Annotated in this window: 25 protein-coding genes, 2 other RNA genes and 2 riboswitches; of the genes, 21 read left to right on the top strand and 6 right to left on the bottom strand. The window is 34.9% G+C overall.

The genetic code is table 11. The features are described from left to right. The first annotated feature begins 42 nt into the window (after window positions 1–42). The 5 genes from AB1280_RS09995 (at window position 43) to ssrS (AB1280_RS09975) (ending at window position 2,137) form a co-directional block, all read left to right on the top strand. Window positions 43–504 (top strand): GNAT family N-acetyltransferase, encoded by a 462-nt coding sequence (locus AB1280_RS09995; RefSeq protein WP_429755735.1) that lies wholly within the window; start codon window positions 43–45, stop codon window positions 502–504. Between the two features lie 12 nt (window positions 505–516). Then, a complete protein-coding gene (locus AB1280_RS09990; protein WP_272189259.1) occupies window positions 517–789 on the top strand; it encodes a YpbS family protein in 273 nt (90 codons plus the stop codon). A gap of 2 nt (window positions 790–791) precedes the next feature. Then, on the top strand, window positions 792–1,625 hold the full coding sequence (locus tag AB1280_RS09985; protein ID WP_429755734.1) for a sulfurtransferase: 834 nt from the start codon (window positions 792–794) through the stop codon (window positions 1,623–1,625). 115 nt (window positions 1,626–1,740) lie between these two features. Then, a non-coding RNA gene (gene ssrS, locus AB1280_RS09980) (6S RNA) lies at window positions 1,741–1,925 on the top strand. Window positions 1,926–1,952: 27 nt separating this feature from the next. After that, a non-coding RNA gene (gene ssrS / locus AB1280_RS09975) (6S RNA) lies at window positions 1,953–2,137 on the top strand. Window positions 2,138–2,203: 66 nt separating this feature from the next. Here ssrS (AB1280_RS09975) and AB1280_RS09970 read toward each other — a convergent pair. Then, window positions 2,204–2,653, bottom strand: a complete 450-nt coding sequence (locus AB1280_RS09970; protein WP_272189262.1) for a hypothetical protein — start codon at window positions 2,651–2,653, stop codon at window positions 2,204–2,206. 82 nt (window positions 2,654–2,735) lie between these two features. On the opposite strand from AB1280_RS09970, the gene AB1280_RS09965 reads away from it, so the two are divergent. The 7 genes from AB1280_RS09965 (at window position 2,736) to AB1280_RS09935 (ending at window position 8,096) form a co-directional block, all read left to right on the top strand. Then, a complete protein-coding gene (locus AB1280_RS09965; RefSeq protein ID WP_272189263.1) occupies window positions 2,736–3,047 on the top strand; it encodes a hypothetical protein in 312 nt (103 codons plus the stop codon). Window positions 3,048–3,050: 3 nt separating this feature from the next. After that, the gene (locus tag AB1280_RS09960; RefSeq protein WP_429755733.1) at window positions 3,051–4,280 is read left to right on the top strand and encodes a glutathionylspermidine synthase family protein; all 1,230 of its coding nucleotides are present in this window, start codon (window positions 3,051–3,053) and stop codon (window positions 4,278–4,280) included. Then, a complete protein-coding gene (locus AB1280_RS09955; protein WP_429755732.1) occupies window positions 4,281–4,667 on the top strand; it encodes a DUF350 domain-containing protein in 387 nt (128 codons plus the stop codon). 142 nt (window positions 4,668–4,809) lie between these two features. Further along, window positions 4,810–4,975, top strand: a riboswitch (M-box (ykoK) riboswitch). A 310-nt stretch (window positions 4,976–5,285) separates the two neighbouring features. Continuing rightward, on the top strand, window positions 5,286–6,008 hold the full coding sequence (locus AB1280_RS09950; RefSeq protein WP_272189268.1) for a cation-transporting P-type ATPase: 723 nt from the start codon (window positions 5,286–5,288) through the stop codon (window positions 6,006–6,008). Window positions 6,009–6,125: 117 nt separating this feature from the next. Then, window positions 6,126–6,992: a 5'-3' exonuclease gene (locus AB1280_RS09945; protein ID WP_272189270.1), complete on the top strand. Its 867-nt coding sequence runs from the start codon at window positions 6,126–6,128 to the stop codon at window positions 6,990–6,992. Window positions 6,993–7,533: 541 nt separating this feature from the next. Beyond that, window positions 7,534–7,674, top strand: a complete 141-nt coding sequence (locus AB1280_RS09940; protein ID WP_098915212.1) for an FbpB family small basic protein — start codon at window positions 7,534–7,536, stop codon at window positions 7,672–7,674. Window positions 7,675–7,835: 161 nt separating this feature from the next. Then, window positions 7,836–8,096, top strand: coding sequence for a DUF6123 family protein (locus AB1280_RS09935; RefSeq protein WP_272189272.1), 261 nt, complete (start codon window positions 7,836–7,838; stop codon window positions 8,094–8,096). Between the two features lie 2 nt (window positions 8,097–8,098). Here AB1280_RS09935 and AB1280_RS09930 read toward each other — a convergent pair whose 3' ends face one another. Genes AB1280_RS09930 through AB1280_RS09920 form a run of 3 tightly spaced genes read right to left on the bottom strand, consistent with a single transcriptional unit; the run spans window position 8,099 to window position 10,292 of the window. Next, a complete protein-coding gene (locus AB1280_RS09930; RefSeq protein ID WP_429755731.1) occupies window positions 8,099–9,004 on the bottom strand; it encodes a DMT family transporter in 906 nt (301 codons plus the stop codon). A gap of 4 nt (window positions 9,005–9,008) precedes the next feature. Next, on the bottom strand, window positions 9,009–9,404 hold the full coding sequence (locus AB1280_RS09925) for a reverse transcriptase-like protein (protein WP_272189274.1): 396 nt from the start codon (window positions 9,402–9,404) through the stop codon (window positions 9,009–9,011). 15 nt (window positions 9,405–9,419) lie between these two features. After that, window positions 9,420–10,292, bottom strand: coding sequence for an aldose 1-epimerase family protein (locus AB1280_RS09920; protein ID WP_429755730.1), 873 nt, complete (start codon window positions 10,290–10,292; stop codon window positions 9,420–9,422). Between the two features lie 151 nt (window positions 10,293–10,443). Beyond that, window positions 10,444–10,488, top strand: a riboswitch (PreQ1 riboswitch). 6 nt (window positions 10,489–10,494) lie between these two features. Here AB1280_RS09920 and AB1280_RS09915 point away from each other — a divergent pair. The 3 genes from AB1280_RS09915 (at window position 10,495) to AB1280_RS09905 (ending at window position 12,088) form a co-directional block, all read left to right on the top strand. After that, on the top strand, window positions 10,495–10,980 hold the full coding sequence (locus tag AB1280_RS09915; RefSeq protein ID WP_272189276.1) for a QueT transporter family protein: 486 nt from the start codon (window positions 10,495–10,497) through the stop codon (window positions 10,978–10,980). Between the two features lie 258 nt (window positions 10,981–11,238). Beyond that, window positions 11,239–11,898 (top strand): ribonuclease H family protein, encoded by a 660-nt coding sequence (locus tag AB1280_RS09910; RefSeq protein ID WP_272189278.1) that lies wholly within the window; start codon window positions 11,239–11,241, stop codon window positions 11,896–11,898. Window positions 11,899–11,911: 13 nt separating this feature from the next. Further along, window positions 11,912–12,088, top strand: coding sequence for a zinc-finger domain-containing protein (locus AB1280_RS09905; protein ID WP_272189279.1), 177 nt, complete (start codon window positions 11,912–11,914; stop codon window positions 12,086–12,088). Window positions 12,089–12,187: 99 nt separating this feature from the next. Here AB1280_RS09905 and AB1280_RS09900 read toward each other — a convergent pair whose 3' ends face one another. Together AB1280_RS09900 and cspD are read right to left on the bottom strand one after the other, a co-directional pair. Continuing rightward, entirely contained in the window at window positions 12,188–12,436 is a 249-nt protein-coding gene (locus AB1280_RS09900) for a DUF2564 family protein (protein WP_272189280.1), read from the bottom strand. A 113-nt stretch (window positions 12,437–12,549) separates the two neighbouring features. Next, on the bottom strand, window positions 12,550–12,747 hold the full coding sequence (cspD, locus tag AB1280_RS09895; RefSeq protein ID WP_429755729.1) for a cold-shock protein CspD: 198 nt from the start codon (window positions 12,745–12,747) through the stop codon (window positions 12,550–12,552). Window positions 12,748–13,193: 446 nt separating this feature from the next. On the opposite strand from cspD, the gene AB1280_RS09890 reads away from it, so the two are divergent. The 6 genes from AB1280_RS09890 to AB1280_RS09865 all read left to right on the top strand — a co-directional run bounded on the left by AB1280_RS09890 (window position 13,194) and on the right by AB1280_RS09865 (window position 18,105). Then, window positions 13,194–13,502 carry a cytoplasmic protein gene (locus AB1280_RS09890; RefSeq protein ID WP_429755728.1) on the top strand — a complete coding sequence of 103 codons (309 nt, stop codon included), beginning with the start codon at window positions 13,194–13,196 and terminating at the stop codon, window positions 13,500–13,502. A 63-nt stretch (window positions 13,503–13,565) separates the two neighbouring features. Then, window positions 13,566–14,186, top strand: coding sequence for a sterol desaturase family protein (locus tag AB1280_RS09885; RefSeq protein WP_272189283.1), 621 nt, complete (start codon window positions 13,566–13,568; stop codon window positions 14,184–14,186). Between the two features lie 196 nt (window positions 14,187–14,382). Then, complete coding sequence (locus AB1280_RS09880; protein WP_272189284.1) at window positions 14,383–14,721, top strand: DUF485 domain-containing protein; 339 nt, start codon at window positions 14,383–14,385, stop codon at window positions 14,719–14,721. A gap of 3 nt (window positions 14,722–14,724) precedes the next feature. Then, a complete protein-coding gene (locus tag AB1280_RS09875; protein ID WP_429755727.1) occupies window positions 14,725–16,275 on the top strand; it encodes a solute symporter family protein in 1,551 nt (516 codons plus the stop codon). Window positions 16,276–16,461: 186 nt separating this feature from the next. Further along, a complete protein-coding gene (locus tag AB1280_RS09870; protein ID WP_429755726.1) occupies window positions 16,462–16,938 on the top strand; it encodes a hypothetical protein in 477 nt (158 codons plus the stop codon). A gap of 333 nt (window positions 16,939–17,271) precedes the next feature. Then, window positions 17,272–18,105 (top strand): MerR family transcriptional regulator, encoded by an 834-nt coding sequence (locus AB1280_RS09865; RefSeq protein WP_429755725.1) that lies wholly within the window; start codon window positions 17,272–17,274, stop codon window positions 18,103–18,105. Window positions 18,106–18,120: the final 15 nt, after the last annotated feature.

Raw genomic sequence — 18,120 nt, 5'->3', positions numbered from 1 at the left:
GAAGACAAGTATGGTTTAGAACAAAGAGGAGAGAGAATTTTCATGGAAGAATTAGTAATTGAACTTGTTTCACCAAATGAAGCGCCGCTCCAGCTACTATTACTCGCTGATCCAAGCGAACGACAATTGGAATCGTATCTCCATCGGGGCATCATTTATGTCGCAAAGCGCCTTGAAGATGTGATAGGAGTGTATGTATTGTTAGAAACGCGCCCAAGTACAATGGAAATTATGAATATTGCTATTTCTGAAAAAGAGCAGGGAAAAGGCAACGGAAAGCAGTTGTTACAGCATGCGATTCGAACTGCAAAAGAACAAAATATGCACACGCTTGAAATTGGCACAGGCAATTCTAGTGTTTCACAGCTTACTTTGTATCAAAAATGTGGATTTCGCATCTTTTCTATTGATTTTGATTACTTTTCAAAGCATTATGAAGAAGAGATTATGGAAAATGGCATTGTATGTCGTGATATGATTCGACTTACAATGGACTTGCATTAGGAGGAAGAGGACATGGAAGTACATGAAGCAATTACAGCACATTCTCGTAAACAAAATGAAGTGGTGAAAGCATTTCTACAGTTAGATGCACAGCGTGAAGCGGCGATTGAAGCGGCTGTATCACTTGCATCAAACGGAAAATCTTTCTCTGTTGATGTAATTAATATGGTAACAAAACAAATTAATGAACTTGCAAAAAATGGCATCGCACAGCAACGTAAAATTGTAACAGAAGAGATGGTAATGGAATACGTAGGTCGTTTAAAGAAGAAAGAAGGTCGTTAAGTATGATTGTTACAGTCGAATGGTTACATGAACATTTACAAGATGAACATGTTAGAATTATCGATTGTCGTTTTGACTTAGCAAATCCCAAATGGGGAAGAGAACAATATAATGAAGCACATATTCCGTTTGCGCTCTATTTTGATTTAAATAAAGATTTATCTAGTCCAGTTACAAAGCATGGAGGACGTCATCCGCTTCCGAGTATAGAAGAGTTTGCACAAAAACTTTCACAAGCTGGGATTGATGAACATACGACAGTTGTAGCGTATGATAGCCAAGGAGGAGCGATGGCTTCTCGTTTATGGTGGCTCTTAACATATCTTGGTCATAATAAAGCATATGTGTTAAATGGCGGTTTCCCAGCGTGGAAGGAACAAAAGTTTGAAGTAACGAATGAGATAGCAGTCTTTGCACCAAAGACTTTTGTTCCATCAGTGCAACATGATACTGTCGTTACAATGGAAGAGCTGCAAGCTAAAATTAGCAAACATGCAGATATTACACTGATTGACTCGCGAGAACCAAAGCGTTATGCAGGATTAGAAGAGTCAGTTGATAAAGCAGCTGGCCACATTCCAACTGCGCAAAATTATTTTTGGAAAAATGGTGTAACAGAGTCTGGTGCTTTTAAGAAACAAAAGGAACAAGAAGATCGTTTTATGCATCTTGATAAAGAGAAAGAAACGATTGTCTATTGCGGATCTGGTGTAACGGCATGTCCAAATGTATTAACATTAAAAATGGCTGGTTTTACAAATATAAAATTATATGTAGGCAGCTGGAGTGATTGGATTTCTTATCCTGAAAATACAATTGTAAAAGAAGAACAGTAGCCTATTGCAAGTCAAAAAAAATTGTATTACAATAGGAGCACAAACAAGAAATACTAAAAAAACAAATTATTTTACACGTTGCGAACAATGTGATAAGATAACGACAAATAAATAAAACATCCTGCGGTGTGCGTAACTTATTTATGTCTAAAACCGATGATAGTAATACGGAAGTTCGATATTTAGATGCCAACATCATGCCTTTCTTTGAGAAGGAAGATGAAAGGCAACTGTGAGAACATCCACCTGCGAGTAGCGGGTTTTTGGACATTTACGAGAGACGGCACGTGCGGGGTTCTATTTATACTTATAATTATAATTAATAATAACTGCCTACAATGTACGTAGCTTGTGTATGTCTTAAACCAATGATAGTAATACGGAAGTTTAATATTAAAATGTGGCCATCAAGCCATCTTTTTAAGAAGGAAGATGAAAGCATTTTTGAGAACATCCACCTGCGAGAGCGGGTTTATGGACATCTAGAAGAGAACGGCATATGTGGGGATATAAGAAACCTTACGTTTTATACGTAAGGTTTTTATTTTGTTTAGAAAGGTTGTATAGCGCTTTTCGTGTTATCTGTATTCGCCAGTAAATTCTCCATAATAAATATAGCACTTTCGATCTTCATCAATCTCCCTAGAGTCTAAGGTGAATTCCATCAATAGTCCGTCCTTTTGAACGTACAAAATATCTGAATGGAGGTATGTTAAGATCTCTTCATGATTCCATACATCTTTACTTTCTATTAAAATTGAATTTATTCCTTGTAGTTCTCTAATCTCAAAACCTATATGGGAATATGTTTTTTCTGAGGAATCATCGAAGAACTTTTCTTTTTCGACATATAATACTGCTGTTCCGTCAGAGTCCATCGCCGTCGCTGTTACGACATACGTATCCCCTTCTTTAACGAAATACTCACAAGTCATCCTTGCGACGGTTTCAGTGATAGAAATATCCGCATAGTTCCATAAGGCAGGATATTGTTTAGCTTCATCATTGAGTCGATATTCTAACCGCAATAGTAATCCCCCTTCCTTTTTCTTCTATTTTATCATGTATTCTATTATAATAAAAAAATAATCTATAAAGGAGTGTGGGAAGGTGACAAAAACGAAATGGTTAGTAACAGGTGTTCTTACTTCTTTGATGGCCAGTACTTTATCTGGTTGTACAAAAGATCTCCCTCCAAAACCAAGTGATAAGAGCTGTTCTGATTGGGATTGGGATGATGAACTTGGGGTGTGGCGGTGTGATGATAAGCATTCAAGTTATCATGGGCATTATTATTACAGTAGTAACTATTATCAAGATAAATCAACTTTCAAAAATTCACCTGAATTTAAGTCCTATCAAGCTTCGTCTGATTTTAAAGGGGGAATTGGAAGCGGTTCAAATGGCGGATCTGGAGGTTAAATCATGTCGTTTTACATAAAGGAACGAAGTCAATTTTATTCAAGGTTCCCTCACTTTTGGTCTAACTTATATGGGAGTGAGTATAGCCTTTTTCATGTTTTTGAAGTAACAGAACAAATGATTAGGCAATTGCAATTAGCAACAGAACGAATGGGAAAAGTATTTTTTAAGACTGCTAGTCTTCTTCGGACTTTACCGGATGAACAGCTTCTTGAACTTGGTTTTCCATCTTCGAGTCTACCTTTTATTAGAATGAAATCTCTGTTTCCTGAATCTGTTATTTCACGGTTTGATTTTGCCGTGACAGATGGTGGTATCAAAATGCTTGAGTTTAATAGCGATACCCCAACTTTTATTGTGGAATGTTTTCAAATGAATGGAAAAGTATGCAAAGAATTAAATTATCATGACCCAAACGAGAATCAGGAACGTCTTCTTTCTTCTGGTATCACAAAAGCTGTAATGGAAGCTGCTAAAGGAATAGAGATGCCAAACGTTGTCTTCACAGCCCATCATGAACATATAGAAGATTGGAATACGACTAGGTATTTGAGTCAGCTATGCCAGGTGAAAAACAAAATGATGTCAATGTCAGAACTCAGAATTACTCAAGATGCTTTGGTCGATAGAGACGGTGTGCCAATTGATGTTTTGTATCGTCAAACATATCCTATTGAAGATTTAGTTAAGGACCGGGATCCTAAAACTGGAGATTTTGTAGGGCTTGAGTTATTGCAACTTGTACATAAAGGAAAGCTTTTTATTATTAATCCGGTCTCATCCTTTCTACTTCAGCCGAAATCGATTCAATCCTTAATTTGGGGATTAGCTGAGATAGGTGCTTTTTATACAAATGAGGAACGACAATGGATTAAGGAATATATGCTTCCTACATACTTAGAACCAGATCTATTTTTAGGGAAAAGCTCTTTTGTGCAAAAACCTTCGTTTGGTAGAGAAGGTGACACGGTTACAATTCGTGACAAAAATACGAATATTGTAATTCAAAATTCATATCAAACGTATAAAAAAGAACTTCCTGTATTTCAAAAGTATATAAAGCTTCCAGTTGTTTCTCTTGAGACTGAAAAAGGGAACGAGGAGCTGTCGTATGTGTTTGGATCGTTTTTAATAGCTGGAAAACCAAGTAGTATCGGTATACGTGCCGGTGAAAAAATTACGGGGAATGAATCATATTATTTACCTGTAGGGATTAAAAAGGGAGGATTATAAATGGTGAACTTTTTACTTTATTTAGCAGTTTCGCTAGGTCTTTTATGTATTGGCCTGCTTCTTATGGAAGTGACAACAAAAGTGAAGGAATTTTCGTTAATGGCTAAAGGGAATCGAGCAGCAAGCTACTCACTTGGAGGAAGACTTCTTGGTCTTGCTGTCGTCTTGTATTCGGCTGCCGCTCATTCTGTTTCACTAATGGATATGGCTCTATGGGGAGCGATTGGAGTTTTGGCACAAATCGTTGTGTTTTATTTAGCTGAATTGTGCACACCGCGTTTTAACATTAATCAAAGCATCGAAGAGGATAACCAAGCCGTCGGACTTTTCCTTATGTTTTTATCAATTTCTATCGGAATTATGATTGCTGGGTGTTTAACATATTAAAAACCTCAAACAATTCGTATTAGAATAAGAGTGTTCCAGTCCTAAATTATTTTCTGGAAAATACTTGTTGTAATAAGAAAAAGTTTGAATGCAAAGTGTTGACATCTATTTTAAATAGGAGTAACATTTTCTATATAATAAAATATGTCTCTGTTAGGTGAGGCTCCTGTATAGAGAGATGCTACTGCCCAAAAATGTCGAGAGACGCCAATGGGTCAACAAGAATGATCGAATTAAGGTCTTTTTTAATGTAGCTGGTTAAGAACCTATGCTATACAGTGCTAAAGCTCGGCGAGGGAGAGGTGCAATTGTTTTTAATATAGGCTACATGATATGTAGTTGTATTAAACGTTGCTTATTTATGTATGTTCAGACCTTTACTCGCTATCGGGTAAAGGTCTTTTTTATTAGGGTGTATCAATTATACATAGCTAAAAATAATCATATGAGGAGGTGAGGAGCAATGTCAGCTTCGGACTCGGTTCCGTTACCCAGGTATTTCGAAAATAGAATGTGTAATGTAGGTAGGAAACGACTTGTTCCTCCCTCTATATCTGTAAATAGATAAATTGAGAAACAATGAGTTTCTTCCTGCATGTGCGAAGGAGGAGACGGACGATGTTATATGTAAACAAACGAGAGGGAATTATAAATAATATAACTCATAAAAAAACGATAAAAGTACAGGAGATCTTACAGAAGAATAATGAAATGCTGATGGAAGTTGCGATTCGAGATGTAAAATCTGTTTATGCTTATTTTAAAACAACAAGAAACGGCCTTTCTGTTAAAGAGGCAAAAAGACGTATTGTACAATATGGGAAAAATGAACGATATGTGAATAAAAAAGTGATATTGACTCATATGATGATAAAGTTGATGGAAAAAGTAAATCTGTTCGAAAAGAAGGCGAGTCAAACGAATGCAATAACACCAAAAACAGTTACTGTTTTAAGAGTAGCAAATGATAAAGTGAATGGGATAGACAAAGGTTCTGAAATGATGAATATTCCAATAGAAGAATTGGTCCCAGGAGATGTGATTTGTCTTTCTGCAGGTGAAACAGTACCAGCTGACGCTCGCATTATTTACGCAAAAGATGTACTAGTTGATGAATCTCCTTTAACGGGAAAAGAGATGCTTGTAGAAAAGTATGAAAGCTGTTATCACATTGAAAAAAAACGATTCATGCCGTTAAAGCGTGTAAAAGATTATAATCCACTTTGTCTTGAAAATTTATGCTATCAAGGTACTCATATCGTTAACGGAACAGCTAAAGCTGTTGTGGTTTCCACTGGAAATAATACGTATGTGGAACTATTACATCAATGTTGTAAGTAATCTTTATGGATGCTAAATAAAGCAAATCATTGTATAATAATAATTACAATCATTATTTGATTATACAACCTTGCGTTAAGACGTGAGGTTTTTATTTTTGTCATTAGGAGAGGAATTATGAAAAAAGTATTATTAGTAGATGGTATGGCATTGTTATTTCGTGCCTTTTATGCAACAAGTGTGTACGGACAATTTATGAAAAGACAAGATGGCGTTCCGACAAACGGGATTCATGGTTATATGAAGCATTTATTAACAGCGGCTAGTTCAATTGACCCGACTCATATTGTAACGTGCTGGGATATGGGGAGTACAACGTTTCGAACAGAAGCATTTTCAAACTATAAGGCGAATCGCGGAGCACCGCCAGAAGAATTAATTCCACAATTTGATCTAGTGCAAGAAATGACTACACATTTGTCTATTCCGGTTATTGGTATGAAAGGATATGAAGCTGATGACTGTATAGGAACTTTAGCAAAAATGTATCAACATGAAGCGGAAGTGTTCATTTTAACAGGTGATACAGATTTACTACAGTTAGTTGATACAAAAACGACAGTTATGCTTCTTCGAAAAGGGATTGGAAATTATGAATTTTACACACCAGAAAAAATCCTGGAAGAAAAAGGTGTAGAGCCGTGGCAAATTGTTCATGCAAAGGCATTTATGGGTGATTCAAGTGACAACTATCCGGGTGTTAAAGGTATTGGTGAAAAGACAGCGTACAAACTTATCCAAGAGCATGGAACAGTTGCAGGTGTTTTAGAAAACATTACATCACTAACAAAAGCACAGCGTACAAAGATTGAAAGTGACTTAGACAATTTACACATATCACTCCAACTTGCACAAATTCATTGCGAAGTGCCAATTTCGTGCCGATTAGAAGAAGCGTTTCACACAATTGATAAGGAAAAAATACACTTCGTTTGTGAGAAAATGAACTGGGGCAGACCGGAAATGTTTGTAAATATGTTATAGAAAGTGACTTTTGAAAAGAACTTATATTATAGTTAACGCCCAATCAAATTAAGAATTTGATTGGGCGTTATTATTTATATAAATACAAATAAATCCCTTTCTTTATAGGGAGGGACGAGAGAGTCTGGCATAGAAGCGGTTAGGCCACGCATGGCTTACAAAGGGAGACGGGTGTAGGTTATGCTTTGTTCTGCACAGCAGTTTATATGTTGAAAAACTAAAAAGATTTATCAAGAGGTGGTTTCTACAATTATGAAGCTTCTTTAGAAAGATAGTAAACAAGCTATTGAGAAGTTTTTATTTGATTAGTAGAACGAAATACAAACAAAACTATTGAGAAAATATACGTAGTGTTCATTTGAATTTCAAATGGATTTCACATGAATCTTTTATGATTACACAATACAGATAATTATTTATCTTTCATATAAATAAAATCTTTTATTTCGTATGAACGGGCATTCCCGCTCCAAGATTCAAAGAGAAACGAGGAGCGGGAATGAAAAACTCTCGCTTGTAATAATTAAGGAGGAAGATTGATATGCGAAAAAAAATAAGAAAATCCTTTAAACAGTTATTAATAGAAAATAAACAATTATTATTGAATGATAAAGAAAATATAAGAGAAATTGAAGAGAAAATTGAAAAAAGACATATATCATATAGAGCAGCGAGTAATTGAGTAAAGAATAGCTGGAAAATAAAGTGGAACTAAGAAGTTTCACTTTATTTTTTGAGGAAAAAGAGGGTTCTAAAGGAGTTGTCAAAGAAAATTCATTCTCATTGTGTCAGAAAACATGTATGATAGGAAAGGTAAACTTTTTGAATTTAGGTGGGGAAATGATGCAAACAGTTCAAGACTATCTTTCATTCTTACATACGAAAGGGTTTAAATTATCAGAGGAAGCGCAAGGATTTATTATGTTTGGGCAAGGTTATACAGGTTCATCTGATGGAATTGTGAATGCGGCAATTGAAGCGACCATTAAGCATCAATTACAGTTTGATGGTAGTTATTTTATCGCTTTGCTAGAACGATTGAAAGAAGAAGAAATTACCGATAAAAAAAGCGCGATGGCTTTTTTGCGGAAGTTACAATCATAACTTCACGCAACCCGCGCTTCTTTTTTTTGTTTGTTTGGTAGTTCTACAAAGATCATGCCTAAGAAAATACAAATACACCCAATGATAGCTGATAGCGATAATTGCTCATTTGCAACAAGAACACCTGTTATTGCTGCAAAAACGGGTTCCATTGCAAAAATAATTGCAACCCGGGTAGGAGATGTATATTTTTGTGCTGTTGTTTGAATGAAAAATGCAAGGGAAGTGGCAAATAGTGATGTTAGCAATAGTGCAAATAAAAATGAGCGATTTGTCCATAGTGACATCGAAAGTAATTTCTCCCAATCTTCAAACAGAAATGCACAAATAGAAGAGAAGAGTCCAACCGCTAATATTTGTGTTGTACTTAATAATAACGGAGATATCTTTTTTGAAAAGAATCCATTTACAAGGATGTGAGCAGCGAATGCTACAGCACAACCTAATATAAGAAAATCTCCCATATTGAATTGAAAAGCCTCTCCAGATGTTAATAAAAATAATCCAATTGTAGATGCTGTAATGCCGAGTACGATAAATAGATTTACTTTTTGTTTTAAAAAGATAAGCGATAAAATGGGTACCATGACAATGCTGAGCCCTGTTAAAAATCCAGCTTTAGAAGAAGTTGTATATAATAAACCAAACGTTTGTAGTAAATACCCAACAAATAAAAAGAATCCTATTATCATACCAGCACCACTACTAAAGCCTACGTTTTTAATGGGTGTTTTTTTCATAGAAATGAGCTGAATGATGAATAAAATCAGTCCGGCTAATAAAAAACGTACACCATTAAAAGTAAATGGCCCGACAAATGACATGGCATTTTGAACGACAACAAATGTAGCTCCCCAAATGAAAGCAACAAACAATAAAGCGAGGGGAGCAATCCACTCTTTTTTCAATACACTACCTCCGTTCATTTTTTTGTATAGCTTTTCGTGCTAATTCATCGGCTGCTTTATTTTGGCTGCTTGGAATCCACTTTATAAAAAAGAGATCAAATTGTTGGATTATTTTTAGTGCTTCATTTAAAAGAGGGGCATATAATGGATTTTTTACATATTGTTTTTCAATCGCTCGTTCTACAAGCTGTGAATCTGTTCGAAATGATACAATTTTATAATTATGTTCGGTGCAATATTTTAATGCAGTAAGTAATGCGTGATACTCTGCTTCGTGGTTGCTCATAGTTCCAAGTGGAACAGCGAGCTGTACAGGCGGCTGAACCCCTTTAATAAAAACCCCAGCGCCGGAAGGGCCAGGGTTTCCTTTTGATGCACCATCAATGTACACTTCAATCAAACTGAAACCCTCCAATTAACCGATTGTAATACTATAGCAACATGTAAATGTTTCATTCGCTTTTAACATTTGAATTCCTTTTTTCTCTTTAAAGTCTTTTGCAGGTTCTAATTCATCGGCGATGCCATACCAAGGTTCAATACATAAGAACGGTGCATCGTTTCCTGGTGTCCATACACCGACAAATGGGAATCCTTCAAATGAAACTTTGACAAATTTATTATGATTGTGAGAACGGATGGTAATTTCCTTTTTGCACATATTTTCAAATATAAGCGCATCGTTTTGAAATAAATCATATGTAAGCGGAAGCTCTGTTGCTTCTTCTGCTACTACGAGTTTTTGTTTGGAAAGAAACGGTCCTTCTAGTACACTTGCTTCTAATCGCTCTGGAATACCGAAAGATAAATAATAGTCTGTGAAAGATTCATTCGGTAATAATGGACAATTAAAACCAGGATGTCCTCCGATTGAAAAATACATTTCTTCCGAGTTGGGATTGAATACTTCATATGTTACGTATATAGATGTTTTATTTAATTCATAAGAAACAAGCAATTCAAATGCAAACGGATAGTTTTGTAAAGTTTCTTCATTACTTGATACTGCGTATGTAATTTTTGATTTACTTTGCTCTTTGATTGTAAATGTTAAATCACGGGCAAAGCCATGTTGTGTTAATGAATATGGTTTACTATCAACTAAATATGTATTGTCTACTAATCTTCCGACGATTGGGAATAAAATAGGAGCACGTCGCCCCCAATGCTTTGCGTTTCCTTGCCATATATATTCAGTGCGATCTTCTTGTAAGCGAACACTTTGCAGTTCTGCACCTTTTTCAGAGATCGACACAATCATTTTTTCGTTTTGAATCGTTGCTACCATGAACAAACCTCCTAAATCTTTCATGTTTTTATTATACGTCCTCTAAAAAGAAAAGGACAGCACATGACCATCTTTTTGTAACAAAGTAAGGATTTTGCTATATTGACTTGGATTTGAATAATAATTATAATGTAATTTTGTTTATTAAAATACTCGCGTGGTTCGTAACCATCCCACGTAAAAAAACTAAGGAGATCGTATAATGAAAGTTAAGACACTTGTTGGTAATGGTATTTTAGCGGCACTATATATTGCTGTTACTATGCTTATTCAACCTTTTGGTTTTACGAATATTCAATTCCGTATTTCAGAAATGTTTAATCATCTTATTGTGTTCAATAAAAAATATATTTACGGAATTGTGTTAGGCGTATTTTTAGCAAACCTCTTTTTCTCACCCATGATCGCATATGATCTTGTATTTGGAGTAGGGCAATCTATTATCGCCTTGCTTTGTACAATTGTTTCGATGCGTTTTATAAAAGGGGTATGGGCTCGTATGATCTTTAATACAGTGGTCTTTACCTTTACAATGTTTATCATTGCAATTGAACTCCATCTTGCTTTTGATTTACCATTTTTGTTTACATGGTTAACATGTGCGATTGGTGAGTTTGTTGTAATGGCAATCGGAGGACCTATTATGTATTTTATTAACAAACGAGTTCAGTTTGAGAAATTCGTGTAAGATTCAACAAAGAGTTGTTCACTGTAATGTGGCAACTCTTATTTATTTTTCTTGTGTTATCTTGCTGCTGGATATAAATCCATTTTAATTTTGCAACAGATAAGTCACGGCTAGATACACACTCATCCGCCTAAAAAGTTTTTTTACTTGTATTTATAGAGATAAATGAATTTCGAATAGAATACTGTCCGCATAGACAAAATAGGATAAAATAAGAGCGTAATATTTAGTAGGAACGTGCACGGAAGGGGGAGCATAATGAAATATAAAATTACTTGGTTATATCGAACAAAACATGGCCTAGAGACTAGCTTGGAAACAAATTTCCTTCGATTAGAAGAGGTAATACTGTTCGCGGCAGATTTTGAAAAAACAGGGAGAGCAAAGGAATTGTTATTTCAGGATGAAATGGGGGTAGAATGGACATTAAAAGAAGTTAAAAAACTAAGTAAACAAGTTGAGGAAGAGCCACAAGATCTTACGCTGTATTTTGACGGAGGATATAATATTGAGACAAAAGAAGCGGGCGCAGGGATAAGTGTTTATTATAAGAAACAGGGAAAATTGTATCGAATTCGCCGCAATGCGTACATAGAAGGAATTGATGATAATAATGAAGCGGAATATGCAGCGTTATTATACGGAATGAACATATTGGAAGAGCTAGGGGTTAAATATGAATCAGTTATACTTCGTGGTGATTCTCAAGTTGTTCTCCAACAACTAGCGGGTGAATGGCCATGCTACGAGGATAATTTAATTCATTACTTAGATCAAATTGAACAAAAAGCAAAACAGATGAAAATAAAATTAGTATGTGAACCTATTTCTAGAAAACAAAATAAAGAAGCTCATCAATTAGCAACGCAAGCACTGGAAAGAACGAGCATTGATAGTCATAAAGAAATAACGGAATAGGAGTGTAGAAGGAGTGAATCGTAAGCAACTGATTACTGAGGTAAACGAATTATTAGAGACATATTGCGATGACTGCTTTTTGCAGAAGCACTTTCGCAAGGAACATAGTAAATATTATGCTCACTCCTTTTGCATTCGGCAATGTACGATAGGAGAAAAGCTACAAGAGTATGGAAAACAATTGTCTTGAACAATTATCTCTTGTGCAGATTTTTATCCCATGAATGTGTATAGAAAATGAGAGGGACTTACACAGAAAAACACCCAGAGAAGCTTCTCTGGATGTTTTTTAATTTTTTGCTTCTTGTAACTGATGCGCGCATTTTTCTAATTTTTCTTCTTGATCCAATAAAAACGGTGCATCTAAATCGGTTGATACTTCTTTCATTGTTTCGAGCTGCTGACGAGCTGATTCAACGGCATTTGTAGCGTGTTGCAATGATTCAGGGTCCATTGTAATCGTCGCAGAACCAACCATCTTTTGCGCAGTTTCTACGCGGAATCTTACTTCTTCAAAATCATTTATAGGTGAACCCATTGTTTTCTCCTCCTTATTTTCTCATTTCACATAGTTTTTACTCTGCGGAAAAGAAATATGCAGAAGAATAACAAAGGAGGTTATCGGTAGATAACCTCCTGTCATGTATCAAATTAAAGTTTTACTACGTTAGCAGCTTGAGGTCCGCGATTTCCTTCAACGATCTCGAAAGAAACTTCTTGACCTTCTTCTAAAGATTTGTAACCTTCACCTTGAATTGCACTGAAGTGTACGAATACATCGTCAGCACCTTCAACTTCGATAAATCCGAAACCTTTTTCGCTATTAAACCATTTTACTTTACCTTGCATATTGCAATGCCCCCTAAATATAATTACTTTCTCATTTAGTGAATATTACCTAAAATAATAACAACTTCATAAAATTGAAATTATTATACTCTCGAATATTCTGCTGAATGATAATTTAAATATATATGTAATGGGAGATTTTAGTCAAGTAAGCGTTTTTATTTCTTGTATATTTGTGGATAAAAAGGATATTTTAGACATGGATATTTTTATCGCAGATTTCAAAGTGTAAAACAAGGAATTTTACATTCAAATATCGAATATAAAGAATAGGAAGAGATAGGCAAACTTCATGGCAAATTTAAAATGGAGGTTTCAATCCCATACAATTTATTTTGGAGTATATGAACGTATAATTATTTTATGAGATGTAAATATTACTTTTTCTATTCATTTTGCGCTTAAAGCTTTACAATTGTTTATATAAGATTGAAGGGGAGATTTCTATGTATCGAACCACAGTAAATGAAAAGGAAATTATTATAACATTAGCAGCAAAAATACGTAAAGAAATAACAGACAGAAATCCATTATATGAAGCTGTTCTTCAAATAGCTGAACCATTGCTTCAAACAAACCAACCGACATTTGCTGTAAATCATGAAATATTAGGATTGATTATTGGAGAAGTACAAAGAGGAGAAGTGACAGTTTTTGCAGTGGAACATATCATTCCAAAACAGAATATATTCGGTTCGAGCAATATTTTCTATCCAAATGGGGGAACAAGCAAACTTGTAATGGGAATAGAATAGAAATAAAAAAAGCGGCCATAACAATATGTTACGGCCGCTTTCTAAAGAGAGAGGGGAATGGGGATGAAACGGGTAATAAAAGAGTATTTCTTTCAGCACGATATTGTCATTATGATTGGAGTTTTAATTGCTTTTATCGTATTTTTGAACATGCAATTGTTTACATGGATTGCAGCTATTGCTATTATTGCAGGTATTATCTTTTATACAATTAACGAGTATGTAACACATCGTTTTTTATTTCATTTAAAACCGCCAAAGAATCCATTTTTATTAAAAATGTTAAAACGTCTTCATTATGATCATCATGTATATCCGAATGATTTGAAATTGCTATTTTTACCAGTTTGGTATAGCCTGCCTGGATTTACGATTTATTTATGTATTGTATATGGTATTACTTCTAACATCACGCTAACATTATCATTTGGAATTGGGATGATTCTTATGCTATTGGTATATGAATGGAAACATTATATTGCTCATCGGCCAATGCGTCCATTGACGCCATACGGAAGATGGCTAAAGAAGCAGCATTTACTGCATCATTATAAAAATGAGAATTATTGGTTCGGAGTATCGAATTTATTTTACGATTTTTTGTTTAAGACATTTAAAGAAGGAAAAGATGTTGAAACGAGTGAAACAGCTCGTAATTTAGAAGGTGAAAAAGCGGTGCGATAAGCACTGCTTTTTATTTTAATAAAAGTCTATGAGGATTTGGAGAAAAATGACAGAATTTGTCTATCGAAAAATCTTTGCTTACAAAAATAGATTGTCTACAATAAACTTAAGTTTCAGAATATTTACAAAATTATGTTTCAGGTTATAAAAGAAATCTTTTGACGAATTGGATTGAATAGAAGGGGGTAGGTATGAAATGAAACAAGAAACATCTGCGCGTAAATTGAATGGTGAAATCAATTATACAAATGTAGTACAGTCTACCGAATTTCAAAACTTGTTACAAGCAAAGAAAAAATTTATTGTACCGATGAGCATGTTCTTTTTCAGTTTTTTTATTGCTCTGCCTATTTTCACATCGTATTCAAAAGTGCTCAATACATCAGCAATTGGTGATATTACATGGGCATGGGTATTTGCATTTGCTCAGTTCGTTATGACGTGGGCATTGTGCATGATTTACAGTAAAAAAGCAGAATCATTTGATCGGTTATCGAATCAAATTCTCGAAAACTTGGATAAAGAGAGGGGATAAACATTGAATACAACAGCTTTTACTTTATTTCTAGTCATTGTTCTTGGAACGCTTGTCATTACGTACTATGCATCGAAAAAAACAAAAAATGCAAGTGATTTTTATACAGCAGGCGGTGGGCTAACAGGATGGCAAAACGGTTTGGCAATTGCGGGTGATTACATGTCCGCTGCTTCTTTTCTTGGAATTGCCGGAGCAATAGCATTAACAGGGTTCGATGGATTTTTTTATAGCATTGGTTTTCTTGTTGCCTATTTAGTTGTACTGTATCTTGTTGCAGAGCCGCTTCGAAACCTTGGGAAGTTTACGTTAGCAGATATGATTGCAGCACGTTTTGATGCAAAAAAAGTACGGGGAGTAGCAGCGCTTAATACGATGACAATTTCAATTTTTTATATGATTGCACAGTTAGTTGGAGCCGGAGCCCTTATTAAATTATTATTAGGAATCGAATACCGGGCGGCTGTACTCATTGTTGGGGTATTGATGACTGTATATGTTATTTTTGGAGGAATGACAGCAACGAGCTGGGTGCAAATTGTTAAAGCAGTATTATTAATGGCTGGTACCTTTGTTATTTCTGTTATTGTGTTTGCGAAGTTTAACTTTAGTATTACAGAAATGTTTGCACAAATGAAGACAGCGACACCATTGAAAGAAGCATTTTTAAATCCTGGTGTAAAGTATAAAGTTGGATTAGATACAATTTCGTTAAATTTAGGGCTTGTTCTTGGTACAGCGGGATTGCCACATATTCTCGTTCGTTTCTTTACAGTGCGTGATGCGAAAACAGCCCGTCAATCTGTTGTATATGCCACGTGGTTAATCGGAGCTTTTTATATTATGACAATTTTCTTAGGATTTGGTGCAGCAGCATTTGTTGGGAATGAGGCTATTGTGAAAGCGAATGCAGCTGGTAATATGGCAGCGCCAATGTTAGCAGAAGCGTTAGGTGGAAATCTTTTATTTGCTTTCGTTTCGGCAGTAGCATTTGCAACAATCTTAGCTGTAGTAGCAGGACTCGTTTTAACAGCGGCATCGGCGTTTGCTCATGATTTCTATAATGAAATATTACGCCGCGGAAAAGCAACGGAAAAAGAACAAGTAAAAATGGCGCGCTACGCTTCAGTGGGAGTTGCAGTGTTTTCTATTATTTTAGCGCTATTTGCACAAACGTTAAATGTAGCGTTCCTTGTATCGCTTGCATTTGCTGTTGCGGCAAGTGCGAACTTACCAGTTATTTTATTTACGATATATTGGAAACGCTTTAATACGACGGGGGCAATTTGTGGTATGATTGTTGGCTTAACTTCTGCGATTGTGCTCGTTGCGATGAGTCCGAATGTATGGGATCCAGTGGCTGGAAAAGCAATTTTTGTTGGGGATCCATTATTTCCATATACAACACCAGGAATCGTTTCTATTCCACTAGGATTTCTAGCAGCATATCTAGGAACGATTTTCTCAAGTAAGAAAGAAGATGCAGCGAAGTTTGATGAAATACTTGTAAAGTCGAATACTGGGCATGGAATTAGTGACATTTCAGCACATTAAGAAACAGAAGTGCTTTCCGTCTAAAGGAAGGCGCTTCTATTTTTATTTGTTTTTTTAATTAAATGTATCAATTTTACTTTGGATTTTTTTTGTAAATCACTATTTTCGTAAGAATTTTTGCTCTTTTGACCATATTAATAAAAGGTTGAGTTTCAACTCGTACATTGGAGTTAAAGGATGGTTTACATGAAAGATGAATTAAGTATAAATATTTATTTAGATGAAACTGATACTCCGTTTTCAAAATATTATAGCTCAGATGATGTTCATCTAAGTTCTGACCTTGTAGATTTTCTTTTTTCAAAGCTGCACAGTGGCAAAAGAAAAGAAGTGAAAATATTTTTTTTAGGTCAGAATGAATTTGACGAAAAGTCATTGAAGACTGCCACATGTAACTCTTTTTCTAACCTCTTGAACGAAGAAGAATATACATATGGTAGAAATGTTAAGAAGGCCATTGTTTTGTTTGTGATTGGTATTATTGTTGGGATAATATACTTAAATCTTACAAGTAGTCATGCTTATCTTGCAGGAATATTAAGCATTGTGTGCTGGGTTTTTATTTGGTCAGGTACAGAGATTTACTTTTTTGACAATCAGCAAATCAAACAAAAAATTAGAAAGTACAAAAGTATTGTAAATGCGAATGTGTACAAAAAATAGAATTTTGGGGATTGTTTAGACATAGAAGTTATAATGAAGAAAGTGTTTATAAATACTTAAGACCTTGAGTTGATCCGAGGTCTTATTTTTATTGCATAAAAACAACATCCTATACGGAAAGAATCTTGTTTATATTTGTTTTAAACCTTGCAGGCGGTAGGAGAGGGTCCTGACCGCTTCTATGCGCTTGCTCACCTAAAAAGAAAGAGGGTTTTAGGTCATTTTTTCAATTTGTATGTAAACAGTGTTGGAAATTTAGTTATTTATAATATAATTCATACACTTGTATAATAAAGTAAACAATGGACAAATAAAAAGAACGGAGTAGTAAATATGCTATTAAATCAACGTTTTACAATTGGAGAAATGGCAAAAATGCATAATATTCCTGAGTCGACATTGCGGTACTATGATGAAAAGGGAATCTTTCATCCAGCAGTTGTTGATTCACAAACAAATTATCGCTACTATACAATTGATCAATTTTCAATGTTGGATACGATTAAGTTTTTACGTCAGTTAAATATACCACTAAAAGAAATTAAACGATATATAGATGAAAGAACACCAGCCTTTGCGCTGGATTTATTAGAGAAACAAGAAGAGATGTTACTGAAAAAGCAAAGGGAAATTGAATATAAGTTAGCAAAAATAAAGCATAAAATTCATTTAATGACAGAAGCTGTTCAAACAGATGGTCATACGGTCTTTTTTACAAAATTACCAAAGCGGAAAATTACAGCTCTTCCTATTACTTCAAATGTAACAGAAGATATGTTTGAATATTATATTCATTCACTTCAAAAAAATATAAAACAAGTGGAAGAAAGCATATTTTCGGGCGATATAGGTGTTACCGTAGCAAAAGATGCATTGTTACACCATGAATTTCAAGCATACAATAGTGTATTTATTCTCCTTGATTACATGCCATTTCAAGCTGCTGCTTTTAATGTAATTGAAGAAGGGACGTATGCGTGTGCGTATCATCATGGACCATACGAAGAAACTGGTAAGACTTATAAGAGGCTCCTACTAGCTATTGAGAAGGATGGATATAAAATATGCGGTGATGCAATTGAACTAGCTTTAATTGATTGGTCTGTAACGAGTAACCAAGAGGAGCAAGTGACAGAAATTCAAATCCCTGTGGTGAGAAAAAAATAAAAGCACCATTCATAA

It is taken from the genome of Bacillus sp. S10(2024), from assembly GCF_050473865.1.
Classification (GTDB): domain Bacteria; phylum Bacillota; class Bacilli; order Bacillales; family Bacillaceae_G; genus Bacillus_A.
Note: the sequence above shows the minus strand (reverse complement) of the source record. Positions and strands in the feature narration are given on the sequence as shown.